General features: G+C 36.7%; 15 protein-coding genes and 1 pseudogene. 7 read left to right on the top strand and 9 right to left on the bottom strand.

Annotation, left to right across the window (positions count from 1 at the left end; all coding sequences use genetic code 11):
- Window positions 1–10: 10 nt before the first annotated feature.
- From ACERII_RS16900 to ACERII_RS16890, 3 genes and pseudogenes are all read right to left on the bottom strand, one after another.
- Window positions 11–328, bottom strand: a pseudogene (locus tag ACERII_RS16900) (MFS transporter); the annotation flags it as partial.
- A gap of 625 nt (window positions 329–953) precedes the next feature.
- A complete protein-coding gene (locus ACERII_RS16895) occupies window positions 954–1712 on the bottom strand; it encodes an MBL fold metallo-hydrolase (RefSeq protein ID WP_373643908.1) in 759 nt (252 codons plus the stop codon).
- 55 nt (window positions 1713–1767) lie between these two features.
- Window positions 1768–2607 (bottom strand): alpha/beta fold hydrolase, encoded by an 840-nt coding sequence (locus ACERII_RS16890; RefSeq protein ID WP_373643906.1) that lies wholly within the window; start codon window positions 2605–2607, stop codon window positions 1768–1770.
- 166 nt (window positions 2608–2773) lie between these two features.
- Between ACERII_RS16890 and ACERII_RS16885 the strand changes: the two genes are divergently transcribed.
- On the top strand, window positions 2774–3370 hold the full coding sequence (locus tag ACERII_RS16885) for a TetR/AcrR family transcriptional regulator (protein ID WP_373643905.1): 597 nt from the start codon (window positions 2774–2776) through the stop codon (window positions 3368–3370).
- Window positions 3371–3510: 140 nt separating this feature from the next.
- Window positions 3511–3726: a DUF4362 domain-containing protein gene (locus tag ACERII_RS16880; RefSeq protein ID WP_373643904.1), complete on the top strand. Its 216-nt coding sequence runs from the start codon at window positions 3511–3513 to the stop codon at window positions 3724–3726.
- 398 nt (window positions 3727–4124) lie between these two features.
- On the opposite strand, the gene ACERII_RS16875 is transcribed toward ACERII_RS16880, so the two are convergent.
- Window positions 4125–5159 (bottom strand): aminoglycoside phosphotransferase family protein, encoded by a 1035-nt coding sequence (locus tag ACERII_RS16875; RefSeq protein WP_373643903.1) that lies wholly within the window; start codon window positions 5157–5159, stop codon window positions 4125–4127.
- Window positions 5160–5350: 191 nt separating this feature from the next.
- Between ACERII_RS16875 and ACERII_RS16870 the strand changes: the two genes are divergently transcribed.
- Window positions 5351–5533 carry a hypothetical protein gene (locus tag ACERII_RS16870; protein WP_373643902.1) on the top strand — a complete coding sequence of 61 codons (183 nt, stop codon included), beginning with the start codon at window positions 5351–5353 and terminating at the stop codon, window positions 5531–5533.
- 208 nt (window positions 5534–5741) lie between these two features.
- On the opposite strand, the gene ACERII_RS16865 is transcribed toward ACERII_RS16870, so the two are convergent.
- Together ACERII_RS16865 and ACERII_RS16860 are read right to left on the bottom strand one after the other, a co-directional pair.
- Window positions 5742–6275, bottom strand: coding sequence for a DUF2812 domain-containing protein (locus tag ACERII_RS16865; protein WP_373643901.1), 534 nt, complete (start codon window positions 6273–6275; stop codon window positions 5742–5744).
- Window positions 6276–6277: 2 nt separating this feature from the next.
- The gene (locus ACERII_RS16860) at window positions 6278–6595 is read right to left on the bottom strand and encodes a PadR family transcriptional regulator (RefSeq protein ID WP_373643964.1); all 318 of its coding nucleotides are present in this window, start codon (window positions 6593–6595) and stop codon (window positions 6278–6280) included.
- Window positions 6596–7086: 491 nt separating this feature from the next.
- Between ACERII_RS16860 and ACERII_RS16855 the strand changes: the two genes are divergently transcribed.
- Window positions 7087–7821 carry a hypothetical protein gene (locus ACERII_RS16855; RefSeq protein WP_373643900.1) on the top strand — a complete coding sequence of 245 codons (735 nt, stop codon included), beginning with the start codon at window positions 7087–7089 and terminating at the stop codon, window positions 7819–7821.
- Between the two features lie 345 nt (window positions 7822–8166).
- On the opposite strand, the gene ACERII_RS16850 is transcribed toward ACERII_RS16855, so the two are convergent.
- Window positions 8167–8607 carry a MarR family winged helix-turn-helix transcriptional regulator gene (locus ACERII_RS16850; RefSeq protein ID WP_373643899.1) on the bottom strand — a complete coding sequence of 147 codons (441 nt, stop codon included), beginning with the start codon at window positions 8605–8607 and terminating at the stop codon, window positions 8167–8169.
- Between the two features lie 132 nt (window positions 8608–8739).
- Between ACERII_RS16850 and ACERII_RS16845 the strand changes: the two genes are divergently transcribed.
- The 3 genes from ACERII_RS16845 (at window position 8740) to ACERII_RS16835 (ending at window position 11191) form a co-directional block, all read left to right on the top strand.
- Window positions 8740–9705, top strand: coding sequence for an ATP-binding cassette domain-containing protein (locus ACERII_RS16845; RefSeq protein WP_373643898.1), 966 nt, complete (start codon window positions 8740–8742; stop codon window positions 9703–9705).
- A 13-nt stretch (window positions 9706–9718) separates the two neighbouring features.
- Entirely contained in the window at window positions 9719–10540 is an 822-nt protein-coding gene (locus ACERII_RS16840; RefSeq protein WP_373643897.1) for an ABC transporter permease, read from the top strand.
- Between the two features lie 186 nt (window positions 10541–10726).
- A complete protein-coding gene (locus ACERII_RS16835) occupies window positions 10727–11191 on the top strand; it encodes a glycine zipper domain-containing protein (RefSeq protein ID WP_373643896.1) in 465 nt (154 codons plus the stop codon).
- A 66-nt stretch (window positions 11192–11257) separates the two neighbouring features.
- Here ACERII_RS16835 and ACERII_RS16830 read toward each other — a convergent pair whose 3' ends face one another.
- Together ACERII_RS16830 and ACERII_RS16825 are read right to left on the bottom strand one after the other, a co-directional pair.
- Complete coding sequence (locus ACERII_RS16830; RefSeq protein ID WP_373643895.1) at window positions 11258–12169, bottom strand: NAD(P)-dependent alcohol dehydrogenase; 912 nt, start codon at window positions 12167–12169, stop codon at window positions 11258–11260.
- Window positions 12166–12915 (bottom strand): NAD(P)-dependent oxidoreductase, encoded by a 750-nt coding sequence (locus tag ACERII_RS16825; protein ID WP_373643894.1) that lies wholly within the window; start codon window positions 12913–12915, stop codon window positions 12166–12168. Before ACERII_RS16825 ends, ACERII_RS16830 begins: the two co-directional genes overlap by 4 nt.
- Window positions 12916–12946 lie beyond the last annotated feature (31 nt).

Below are 12946 nucleotides of genomic sequence, written 5' to 3'. Positions count from 1 at the left end.
GTGCCTAAAAAAAAGCCTGCCCCCCCAATGCGGTAAAGAGCCCACCTATAATTAAATCAAGAAACGTAGTTGCTTGGCTGACATAGTAGACTGGGAGTAGTAACGCAAGAAAGCATACTAAGAAGATTAGCCTTGCACCATATCGGTTGGCCCAGTATCCTAACGGAATACGTAGAAGGGAACCGAGAATAATGGGCACCGCAGAAACCCAAGCGATTTGATTGTTCGTCAGAGGAATGTCTTGCCTTATGTACGGCATGAGCGAAGAAAGAAGAACCCATACCATAAAACCAGCTATTAAACTAAGAGTTTGAAGAGGTAATTGTATTTATTTCGTGTTCATAGTACCCTCCTTCTACACACCTAATATACAAAAAAACACACATAAATGGTGTGATATATCTCACGATGGAAGCAGTGGGAACGGTTCTCCTGCTTCCTTCGGTGGGCGAAATAAATGAAGGGCGACTGAAAAATAGTGTCTGCTCCCCGATGTGTTTAAACTTTACAGCATCGGGGGCTGATACTTATCTTTATTTTCTATTGAATAGTATGGTTGTACTGCGTAATAATGAGCACTCCACAACCTTACACTAAAAATGAGAAAGAGTATGTCTGGGTCTGTAATATATGTTTTCCGACCCCACATTGTAGAGGGTAGAGCATTTCTACATATCCAAGAAATTAAAAATTGTCATTTTATAAAGTAATCACGCGATTTTCATTGTATAATTTCTAATAAATATGACTAATATGTTATTCCCTTTATTTTATTAAATTACGAATGTCTCAGTCTGGAAGAACCTCGTTTGGTTAAGAATCCAAGTGCCAGATCATCAATTAATTCTTTTTTTATTTCCGGCATGACTCTTGCCATTCCACATCAGTAATTCAACACAGATTATTTGTGAGACCACAGTTAAATACCTCTATAATATCACTCCATACAAATATTAAAAATGGATCAGTTCTCCATCTTTAGGGATAATCACTGATTCTAACACGTTATGTGCCACTAGATACTGAGATAAATCTTTTCTTGTTAACGTACAGTGGCTTATTGCATCCATATGCACAGCTACAATTTTGGATGAGGGTGATACGCGTAAGACTTTAATGATATCTTTAGGGCTCATCGTGATAATCGAACCGAGCAGTAATTGTGCTCTTGGTGTATTTACTATACATACTTGCGGTTGATATTGCTTAAAAGCTTCATTGAGTTGGTCTGTGAAAATGCAATCCCCTACTATATAGAGGGATTCTACGTCTGAAGTACTCAAAATAAATCCTGATACTGGTCCTAGCAGTTTAGCTACTATTCCCTTTGCATGCTGGCCACTAATTCTTTTAAAATTAATTCCACACCATTGACTGGTATCGTCTACTGGATATACGTTGTTGAAACCACAAGATTTAATATGCTTTTGATCAGCTGGTTGACAAAATACAGGGACCTGTTTGTTTAGAACTGTCTTTGCAGTTTTATCAAAGTGGTCAAAGTGGAGATGTGTTAGTAATATTGCATCAATATTTTCAAAAGTATCTAATGTAACAGGCAGAGGCACAATTGGATTTCTCCTTAAAGACCTTGTAAAAGGTACAGGGGGCAGTTCACCTACGTCACTTAGCATCGGATCGACGAGAATCTTTTTACCATTTATTGAAATAAGCGACGTTGCATTACGTATATGTTGAATGAATAAAGTCATGGTCAACCATCTCCTAATTATTTTTTTGTGGAAAAGGGTGATGGAGAATAATCATTCACCACTCTCGGAAACCTGAAATTTGGTTAAGATGTTGTGTAAGTAGAGATCCATATTCTTTTGGTGCTTCCAAGGGAGTGAAATGACCTACTTCTGGAATGATGTGAAAGGAAGCATGCGGCAGCTCTTCTTTTTTTAACTTAAGCCCAAATTCTGGGTGAATGTAGGTATCGTGCTCTCCAAAAATGATGGTTACAGGCAAAGACAGAAACTCCGCCAAGTGTCCACGGTACATTTCGAGCTTCTGCATTTCTCCAGAGCGGTATAAATCTAACGTTACTTCTTCATTGAGTGGATCAGAAAACAGTTTATAAAAATCCTCTACAATTGCTTGTGACATATTTGGTATTGATTTTTTCATAAAACCATCAAATACAGGTTTGTTTTGCAGAAAGGCAACCCATTGCTCTCCTTCGCCGGGCGAACGGATTATCTGAGCATCTTTATGCCAAACATAATCAGGACTAAAGGTAGCATCTGAAATGACCAAACTTCGCAACTGCAAAGAATGGGTACAAGCCCACCTGGTACCTATCAGGACTCCCCAGTCATGAGTGACCAAATGAAATTGCTCAATAGAGAGTTCAGCAACAAAATCACTTAAAAACTCCATATATCGCTCCCACGTAGAAGGCTCATCAAATGCTACACTTTGTCCGAAACCCGGAAGATCTGGAGCAATTGCTCGATATCCAGCCTTCTGAACGACCAAGGCAACTTCATTCCATAACAATGATGATTCAGGAAATCCATGCAAAAACAATACCGCTGGAGCATCAGAACTGCCGTAATCCAAATAGTGTGTTTCTTTCCCGCGAACTTTCATGATTTTCTTCACTTATAACTCCTCCTTAAATTTAAAACCGACCGGTCTCTTTTTTAATTTAGCATAGCGTTTTTTTTTCTGCAAGAGGTTTATTGCTTAAAAGTTCTTTACTTGTATATTCATTTAAAAGAAGTATAATAATTTAAAACCAGTCGGTACTTTTTTAGGAGGGATTTTAATGCGTAAAGGGCAAATAACCAAAGAACATATAATTCGCGAATCTGCTGCTTTATTTAATACCAAGGGATATACAGGCGCTTCCCTATCTGAAATTATTGATCGTAGTGGTGTTCGCAAAGGAGGCATTTACAATCATTTTGAAAATAAAGATGAAATCGCACTTGCAGCTTTTGACTATTCTGTTTCGCGAATTCTGGATTTCCTTTCAAAAGCACTTGAGAACACAACCAGCTCAAAAGAGAGGTTATTGGCAATCTGCGATGTTTATGTAGATATCATTGAAAGCCATACTTTAGAAGGTGGATGTCCAATATTAAATACAGCTATTGAAAGCGATGATGGGCACCCCTTGCTTAAAGAACGAGCTCAACAGGCGATGAAAGTTTTCATTGGAAGATTAAAAGTAATCGTAGACAGTGGAATTAATAATAAAGAATTTAGAAATAATATAAATTCTGAACAGGTATGTACCTATATTATTGCGGTAATAGAGGGGGGCGTTATGCTCAGTAAATTATTTGATGATAGCAAGTACATTCGACATTGCGTGAGTACTGTACAACAGTATATCGATGGGCAAATGTTGAACGTGTAATTTATGTCGTCATAGCAATTTAGTTGGAACATTAGTGTCAGGTACCTGTACGATAAAATGTTAAAATTTTGATAAATCTTTATTTCCAGTCTCCTTGTTTGAATAAGACTATAATTATATTTCTATCAAGGAGTGATGTAATGAGAAAAAAATATACTTTTATCTTTTTATTACTTTCTCTACTTTCAGCTTGTGGTGAATATTCGCCTTCAAGACATGATGTGGTCAATTCCCATGGAGAAACAGAAAATCTTGGATTGCTTGAAATGTTTATAGAAGATGTTTCATTGAATAAGGATAGTAAGGTCCGAGTAGTAAATTACACTGAAGAAAGCTATCCAATTATCCACTTTTAAATTAGACATTTATTTTAGAATAGGCTGGCATGCCTGATGAAACAACGGCTTCAGCCTTTCAAGACCAATCATGCCACAAAGGCTCCAAGTCAAGCCCTTACACGCTTATCTACGGTTACATCTAAACAAAGATAAAAGGTGCACCATAGCAATGTTTTGAAACTAATACTGTATAAAAACCCGTTACTTTAAGTAAAATGTTTCACAAAGTCAGTTACATTTTAACATAAATACCCATTCGTAACTCATCTAGCTATTACAAAGCTCACTTAATTTGCTGCACAGTAATAGTCTACTGTTCATTAGTCTCCCAAAGCAAAAATCCAAAACGATCACTCGTTTCAGACTTTGATTTGAATTAATATATTGAACTCCAATAAGTGCCGGCTATTTATCAATCATTGTTCATTCCGTATCTCATAGATTTTTTGCAGGGTATGGATGTGGAGCGTTCTTTTATCTTCCGCTTCTTGAAGATTGTTTTCATCCCCTGCTTCGTCCATATACCACTCTATAAGTCTGTACCCGAACATAAGCAAAATCATTTCATAAACACAGTTATCTGTTATGTGTGAAATATCCGCATATTCGGAAAAGCCCTTGTAATACGCTGGGATACATCTATGATAGTATTCCACCATATGTTCCATATCGGCTTCATCCGCGATAAGGCTTGCCAAATCTTCACCTATATAGCCCCACCCAGCGGTATCCCAGTCGATGAGAATGGTTTTACCGTCTGAATGGAATATGTTTTCCACCCAAAAATCCCTGTGGCACAATACGATGGGTAGCTTTTCGATACGGTTGAATATTTCTTCTGCACTTTCATCAATATCAATAAGCATGTTACAGATGTGTTTCGGGATTTCGCAATCGTCAGAGCGAATATAATCGTACACTCTACTCCATGACCGATAACGGAGATAAAAGTTCTTCATATAATTCACTTTGCTAAGGTTGGTCATATCCTGTAAAAAAGTTGGTTGTTCGGCAAATAACTTACCTTGGAACCGCCCTAATTCCTTGGCTGCACGTTCATACATATCGCCAGTCAAGTCTAAACCCGATATACCGTCGATATATTCCATCCATATCTGAGTTTCGTTTCCTTCTTCGTTCATTTCCACGTGATAACATTCAGGCCAACGGAATGTTTCAGAAAACAGAGCGCTGAAATTTGATTTGTAAAAATCATATTCCCTACGCCATGAGGAAGGATCGTTGTAACGTTCCCATTTCTTTTGCGTCTTTAACACGATTTTATAGGGTAACTTCTCGCCGTCGTTGTTCTCGGCATTGCCCATTACAAGGTGTACATCACCCACTGTACCGCCATGTAATTGTTTAGAATGGAAATCTACGCCTATTATTTTTGCACTTAGTATTTTGCTTAAAACCTGTGTTAAAGTTTCGGTTTTTATTTCTCTCATTATGAAGTCCCCCCCCTCGATTATTTTCAGGATAATTTTACCATAATTAGATATGGGAAGAAGGAGGAAATAAGTCATTTATATGACGGAATAGTACTGTAAAGGCTTAACACACGGGGCATAAATATATAAGGTTATCTTGTCTTGAAAAAGTGTATATTCATTATATAAAGCAGCAAAGGAGTGAGAAGATGTTACGCTTTCTTTTGAACTTTTCGGCCCTAGTTTTTGTTATCTTTATCAATTCCTTATATAACGCATTACCATTTAACGGACAAACCACTTCAGAGATTGCTAATCGATTAAACGTCTTATTTACATATTTACACCAGCTTGATATGAAGAGACTGATCCTCCATGCGGTAAAGTTTTAACGCAATGGGGGCAAGCTCTTGTCTCTGATCTGACGTAATAAGCGTTGCAAGTGTTTAAAAAATATCAAAAAATGATTTGATCATAATAAAAAGGGCCAGCCCTTCCAATGTGGTAAAGTTTTCATACACTGGGGGCAGGCACCTTTTAGTTAAAGCGAAGATATAGAGTTGTTTAGGAAAATAGGGTACCTAAAAGTGGCACAGTATATTACTCTTTAATCCTATTTTTCTTTAATTTCTTATTAGATCTTTTTATCTGAAAAAAAATAACAATATACGTTGTTATTAAAACTGAATAAATCCAGAATAATTGATTGATAAAAACGTGATTACTTCTAAAAAACACTAAAAATAGAAAGATAAAAATTAAAAAGGAAAACATAGGCTTTAACATGCCTATTAATCTATTATTCCTTTCAATTAAAGAGTTGTAATCTGTATAGATTGAGGGTCGTTCTTTTTCATACTCTTTTTTCCATATATACCATCCAATTTCATTACTCCAAATAAGTTCCCAGGTATCGTCAGCAAATATTGTGATGTATTGAGCATCAATATTCGGTTGAAAATCTACACAGTATCTAACTGTCCTTCTCTTATCCTTTTTAAACTTAAACCTGTTAGCCAACATATCCACTTGATATAAGTTCCAACCTTTTGACTCCATAAGCTCCAACCAGTTTTCAACCTTCTCTGGATTCCATCCCCACCACAAATACCAGGATTTTTTTAAAGTGTTCACTACTAACCCTCCATTTCCTCTTTACCATTATTTAAAAGCTCCAATAATCTCTCCATTTCTAGTTCTAAGACTGTCCTTCCTTTCTCACTAAGTCGATATATTTTTTTTCTATCTTCCTCCGCTTCATGAATAATAAGGGCATCTTTTTCCAACTTGGACAGCGTACCATAAATGGTTCCTGGACCAAGCTTTATTCTGCTATTTGTAATTTCCTCTACATGTTGCATAATTCCATAACCGTGTCTAGATTTAGTGAGACATAATAAAATGTAATAGGCTGTCTCCGTCATGGGTAGATATTTTTTTTTAAGTAGTTCCATTTTTCGTTCCATAAACAGCCTCCTATATCGCCAAGTGTTATATCGAGGTTTGATATAGATAAAATATATCACAGCTTGATATATCGAATCAAGATATAAAGGGATTATGACACTTCAGTAAAAAACAGAATTTCAATCTTTTCTCCACTATATTCCTTTAGGAAAAAGCGCCCGACCACCAGTTAAGTTTTCACGCATCAGGGGTCGGGCACTTTTCATTAATCAGAGTGTAAGATAATGGATTATATTTCTTATGTTTATCTTAAAGAGGATGTTCAAAAAGTCCGGTAAAAATGACACATCGAATTTCTTCGTTGGCTTGTATTTGTGTTCCTCACGAATTAACAGCAAACGTTCCAGACTCAAAGCTACGCGCCTCGAAGCAGGTACCTCTTTTTAACAGATATCAGCCCCTTTTATTATTCCCCAAGGAACATCCCACTTCTCGCATACATATTATATTTGCATGTTTTAAAACGAGGAGGAAATAAATGAAACAGGGAATTGCTGCTGTTTTTATGATGATTGTGATGGGATTGGTCTTGTTGTTGGGATGCTCCACAAGTAATTCAGAAGAAGCAACAGAAGAATATACAAATGAAACTGGAGAACATGATACCAATGTAGACGTAGATATTTCTGAAGAAAAAAACGAAGCATCCGGGTCGGAAAATGAGAATAATCAAGACATAGAACATGATGTTGGCGAAGATCAGACTACTGAGGATGCAGTTGACAATCCTTCTGAAGAAACAACCAACAACGATGAAGTCGTGGAGGAAGGAAATGGGGAGGATATTTCAGACCAGAATAGCCAAGATGTCTTAGTTGATGATGCGGAGAAAGAATTAATTCTTGAAATGACAGAAGCATTTTACACCTACCTACAAGATGGTCAATTCGAAGAGTCAATTAAATTTATGAACCCTGATTATCTGGAATACTTAGGTATGACAGAGCGAGATTATATTAATCTATATAAAGACAATCAAACACTTTATGATTGGAAAGTTGATGAGTTCTCTATTCGTACCGTGGATAAAGTGAGTTTGGATGTCCACGTTCCCGAAGTAATTGAACCGCTTATCCACTCTAGTGAAACGTATATTGTCATTGTTGATCTAAGAGTCAGCTTCTATGGTGAAAGCAGTGGAGCGGTTGAATATGTTGTTCATTCCGTTACCGAAGACGATGAGTGGAAGATATTCGGCATAGTATCTTACTAACCCAAACTATACTTTTGGGTCAGAGGAACTACATTGTCCATAAGTACCACTCTCCCCACATATGTATGGTATTCCTTATGATCTAGGTAAAAAGTAAAACGCGTAAATTTGATATTTCATAGTCAAATATATGATACGATGGTATCGAGCCATATCAATAAACCTTTTTTTCTGCCTCTCTTGATGTAGATAGTTTGGTCACTTTCTATCATAAGAGAGGGTAGTGAAATTGGAAATTGGGTGGCTCATTTTTATGTGATCAAACTCTTATAATGTGGCTCAAATCTAATTTATCAAATACAAAAATAGGTTTGGTTACCTTTTCCTCTTTGCTGCACTTGCTAATCATAGCTTTTTCATCACTTCGTTAATGGTCTTTATGGCATCATATAGTTTATTAATGTCATCTTCATCTAAATCCTCCAGTCGTTTTTCCACGTCTTTATGTAGAGCGTTTATTTCACTCTTCAAAAATTGTCTTCCATGGTCTGTTAACTGAATATACATGATCCTGCGGTCGTGATCGGCCGCTTCCCTTTCCACTAAATCCTTTGCAATTAACTTATTAATCAGTGGTGTAAGATTAGATTTTAAGATTAACAATCTTTTTCCTATCTCTGTCGTGGGAAGCTTTCCTGCCTCCTCCAGTAACATCAAGATGGCAAAGTGCGTTGGAGATATTTCCTTTTTATGAAGATTGTCCACCGGTGGAAAGATTTTCTTCTTTATCACTGGAAAAAAAGAAAGAAAAAAACTGGCGATATTTTCAATTTTTCTGTTCCTCATACTACTGCCTCCGATTTTTTAGTAAAACTAATTATATCAAAACGTTCATTGACTGAACACAAATAGTTATAATATAATAACTATATTGTTATGAACTAATAACTATTTTAACCGAAATGTAGGTGAGCTAACATGATTCAAGTGAAAAACCTTAAAAAATCATTTAAGGATTTCCAAGCGGTAAAAGGCATTTCCTTTGACGTAACAAAAGGAGAAATTTTTGGTTTCTTAGGGCCTAACGGGGCTGGGAAGAGTACGACTATTAATATGCTTTGTACCATGTTGTCTTCCAGTGGTGGGGAAATCATCATCAATGATTTCGATGTAATAAAACAAAAAGACGAAGTTCGTAAGAGCATAGGTATTATTTTTCAGGAAAACACATTGGACGAAAAGTTGACAGCAAAAGAGAATTTAATGCTTCACTGCAAATTTTACAAGGTACCTAAAAAGCTTCGAGAAGAACGTATACAAGAAGTATTAGAGATTGTGGACCTTGTGGATAAAAAACAAATACTTGTTGAAAAATTCTCAGGAGGTATGAAGCGGAGACTGGAAATTGCAAGGGGGCTGTTACATTATCCTAAAGTTCTGTTTTTGGATGAACCCACGGTTGGACTGGATCCACAAACTCGCGCTCATATTTGGGAATATATTTTAAAACTGAAGGAAAAAGAAGGCATCACGATGTTTTTAACTACACATTATCTTGACGAAGCAGAAATCAGCGATCGAATTGCCATTATGGATCACGGCGAAATCATTGCGATAGATACACCTAACCAATTGAAAGCTCAAGTTGGCGGGGACATTATTGAAATCACAACAAAAGATAATACCATTGCACTAAAGGAAATAGAAGAGAAAGTGGAGTGTCTGGAGGTTTCCGTGAAAGATAAGATTATCCGCTTAAAGGTTGCCAATAGTGATGAATTTATTTCTGACTTTATTAAAAAATTGGATACTCCCATTACAAGCTTGAATATTCGCAAGCCTACTTTAAACGATGTATTCCTGACTTTTACAGGAAGAGATATTCGAGAAGAAGAGGCTTCTAAGGCTGATCAATTTAAACAACAAATGAAACGGATGTCGTAGGGAGGGATGTACAATGGAAGGAATTATTGCAATTTGGCAGCGTGATATCATTAAGTTTTTCCGTGATCGAGCAAGATTATTTGGCTCCTTTTCCATGCCAATTTTATTTTTAATTATTTTTGGAGGCGGAATGGGTGGTTCGATGGAAGCACTCTTGGCAGGGCCAGGCGGAGATCCAAACTTTAATTACATTGAGTTTATTTTTCCAGGGATTGTTTCCATGACATTACTCATGACATCTATTTTTTCTTCCTTATCCGTTATTCAGGATAAGGAGTTCGGTTATATGCGGGAGATTCTCGTATCGCCTATCTCAAGGGTAAACATTGCCATCGGAAATGTCCTTGGATCTTCGACAGTTGCACTTATGCAGGGGCTGTTAATGTTTGTGTTAGTTCCTTTTATTGGGGTGAGGGTGGACTTTATTTCCATTCTTCAACTAATACCAGTAATGTTTTTAATGGCATGTGCTTTCTCTTCTCTAGGCTTATTGATTGCTAGTGTTTTGAAATCCTCACAAGGGTTCCAACTATTAGTACAAGTGCTTGTCATGCCTATGATTTTCCTATCAGGAGCATTATTTCCAATCAATAATATGCCCGATTGGATGGATTTCCTTGTAAAAATTAATCCCGTAACATATGGCGTGGATTTAATGAAAAAAATTATGGTGGATGTAGATCAACTTTCACCTATGATCGTGGAAGCCATGGGACTAAATTTGGAGGTATTTGGTCGCTCCGTTATCATGTTTGAACAAATTTTGTTTCTGGTCGTCTTCATGATCGTACTTGTCATATTGGCAACAATTAGCTTCAGCCGCGCAAATGCATAATCTAGGTAAACGGTGTCGGTTCTTGATATTTAAGGTACCTCTCCCCAATGCGATAAAGTTTTTACGCACTGGCGGGTAGGCACTATTATTCATTACCAGAGTCACTTAGAAGTGGTCTGTCCCTTTTTGAAACTTATCATAGCCCCTTTCCGTATTTCATATAAGTATTATTCTGGAGGAATTTATATGGATAAAAAGCGATTGGAAGTATTACTCGAGATTATTGAGGAAATGGATGATCGACTAGATAAGATAACCAGCAAGAAACTTCAGTTGAAAAAATGGGGTCTTACCGGTGAAAAACTATTTTCTTTTGGTGAGGAATGCGAGGAATGCCAGCAACAATTTACCAATCTGGAGAATCATGTAATGAAGCTGAATAGCATTGGATCCGTCATAGACGAATCGGATGTAAAGGTGCATAGAAGCATCTTAAAGAATGCACTGTCTCACCTGGAGAAGAAACACAAAGTCGTAGCAGAGGGTTATTACTTAAGTATCTATATGTCCATTGGGATGAGTTTGGGTGTTGTTTTTGGTTTGACAGTATTTGATAATATTGCACTAGGTATACCATTAGGGTTATCCATTGGTTTAGCGATAGGTGCCGGATTGGATGCGGACGCAAAGAAAAAGGGGCTAGTGATTTGACCTAGCATAGCTTAGAAAAAGAGGCTACCCATTGTGGTACAGTTTTAACTCCCATGGGGCAACTTTCTAGTTATGTTCAACCGTGATGACAACATTGCCCTTTTTGTGCCCTTTCTCTACATATCTGTGAGCATCTCCAACCTGTTCTAATGTATACTCCCTATCAATAATCGGTTTTATTTTGCCTGCTTGAACCAACTCTTTAAGGAATAACAAGTCTTCTAATTTTTCCTTTGTGGACGATTTTACAGATATATAAGTTCCATTCTTCACTAAGATATTTTTACATCGTGACTTCGATATCTTACCTACAGCATCAAATATAATATCATACTCAGTTCCTCTCTTTGGAAATACTTCCTTCGTATAATCTATTATTTCATCAGCTCCCATTGATCTTACTAAATCTATATTATTTGTACTACATACAGCGGTTACTTTAGCTGCATGAAACTTAGCAAGTTGAACTGCATAGGAACCTACCGATCCTGATGCTCCATAGATAAGAACATTCTGATCTTTTTTTATCTTTCCTTTTCGTAATAGATACAATGCTGTCATGCCTCCAACTGGAATGACAGTGGCATCAGAATAAGTTATGTTCTCAGGCTTTGTTGTAACAACTCCTGTTTTTGATTTTTCTGGAACACATACATATTGAGCATTACCTCCAAATCTTAATCCAGTTGTAGTTCCAAATACTTGATCTCCCTTTTTAAAATCATTAACATTTTCTCCAATATCTTCAACCTCGCCAGCGAACTCAACTCCAGGTACCTGCATGGCTTTAAATCCAAACATTAATCCAATAGGGAATAGAATAAAGCGCGGTATCTTACGTAATATTACATCTCCTCTTGTAACAGAGGAGGCATACACTTTCACACATAGTTCCTTTGGTTTTGCTTTATGTTTCTTGATTTCTACCAATTTCAGTACATCTGGTGAACCCGCTTTTTTGCATAGAATTGCTTTCATGTATTTCCTCCCCCTTCTTCTGGATCATCATTATAAATAACAGGCATTTGCCCTTTCCATTTCTCCCACAATTTTTTTTTGCTAATTAATTCTGACATAAAATGAGCCACATTCATCCTACTCGTTTTTCCTGGATTAAAAATAGCACTTCTGATAGGGGAAGGAAATATAGAATACTTCGTTACTTCATTTACATTTATTAAACTATCAGGTCTAACTGCGATCCATTCTATATCTTGATTATCTTGGCCAATTTCACTTCGCAAATATTCAGCTGCTTTTTCATTGTCTCTTTGTGGCGGTACTAGTAATCTAATAATCCCCAGAACAAATTTTTCGACCAAGGATACTGTTTCTCTAAGATTTTTATTACTATTCCCTGTTGAGTTCATAAGAATATACTTCATTGTTCTTTGTGGCTTATTTTCTTTAATAGCATGACAAATGAGTTTAGTTACATCCGTTACAAGTGTAAAAGGAGGTCCAAAGATTCCTTTAAAAGTTAGGTTATGACCAAGACAGGAGATTACAGCATCACAATCTTTCACATATTCTCTCATTTCTCGCTCGCTTAGTTGTAAAATATTCGTAACAGTTATGACAGATATGTTTTTATGAGATAACGTTGTTTCTGATAATTTTTCTGGAAAACGGACAATTACTCTTACTTCCTCTCCACAATCTAGTAATTGTTTGACGACTAATTGACCCGTTGCACCAGTTGCTCCCACTACAAGAATTGTCATAGTGTGCCCCCTTTTTGTATAGTTTCCTTTA

The sequence above is a fragment of the Evansella sp. AB-rgal1 genome (genome assembly GCF_041820985.1).
GTDB lineage: Bacteria > Bacillota > Bacilli > Bacillales > Salisediminibacteriaceae > Evansella.
The sequence above is the reverse complement of the archived record's forward strand: the minus strand, read 5'-3'. Positions and strand labels throughout refer to the sequence as shown.

Coding starts and splice junctions, on each gene's coding strand:
- ACERII_RS16895 (WP_373643908.1), bottom strand. CDS start 1,712: ATGACTTTATTCATTCAACATATACGTAATGCAACGTCGCTTATTTCA.
- ACERII_RS16885 (WP_373643905.1), top strand. CDS start 2,774: ATGCGTAAAGGGCAAATAACCAAAGAACATATAATTCGCGAATCTGCT.
- ACERII_RS16880 (WP_373643904.1), top strand. CDS start 3,511: ATGAGAAAAAAATATACTTTTATCTTTTTATTACTTTCTCTACTTTCA.
- ACERII_RS16875 (WP_373643903.1), bottom strand. CDS start 5,159: ATGAGAGAAATAAAAACCGAAACTTTAACACAGGTTTTAAGCAAAATA.
- ACERII_RS16870 (WP_373643902.1), top strand. CDS start 5,351: ATGTTACGCTTTCTTTTGAACTTTTCGGCCCTAGTTTTTGTTATCTTT.
- ACERII_RS16860 (WP_373643964.1), bottom strand. CDS start 6,595: ATGGAACTACTTAAAAAAAAATATCTACCCATGACGGAGACAGCCTAT.
- ACERII_RS16855 (WP_373643900.1), top strand. CDS start 7,087: ATGAAACAGGGAATTGCTGCTGTTTTTATGATGATTGTGATGGGATTG.
- ACERII_RS16850 (WP_373643899.1), bottom strand. CDS start 8,607: ATGAGGAACAGAAAAATTGAAAATATCGCCAGTTTTTTTCTTTCTTTT.
- ACERII_RS16845 (WP_373643898.1), top strand. CDS start 8,740: ATGATTCAAGTGAAAAACCTTAAAAAATCATTTAAGGATTTCCAAGCG.
- ACERII_RS16840 (WP_373643897.1), top strand. CDS start 9,719: ATGGAAGGAATTATTGCAATTTGGCAGCGTGATATCATTAAGTTTTTC.
- ACERII_RS16835 (WP_373643896.1), top strand. CDS start 10,727: ATGGATAAAAAGCGATTGGAAGTATTACTCGAGATTATTGAGGAAATG.
- ACERII_RS16830 (WP_373643895.1), bottom strand. CDS start 12,169: ATGAAAGCAATTCTATGCAAAAAAGCGGGTTCACCAGATGTACTGAAA.
- ACERII_RS16825 (WP_373643894.1), bottom strand. CDS start 12,915: ATGACAATTCTTGTAGTGGGAGCAACTGGTGCAACGGGTCAATTAGTC.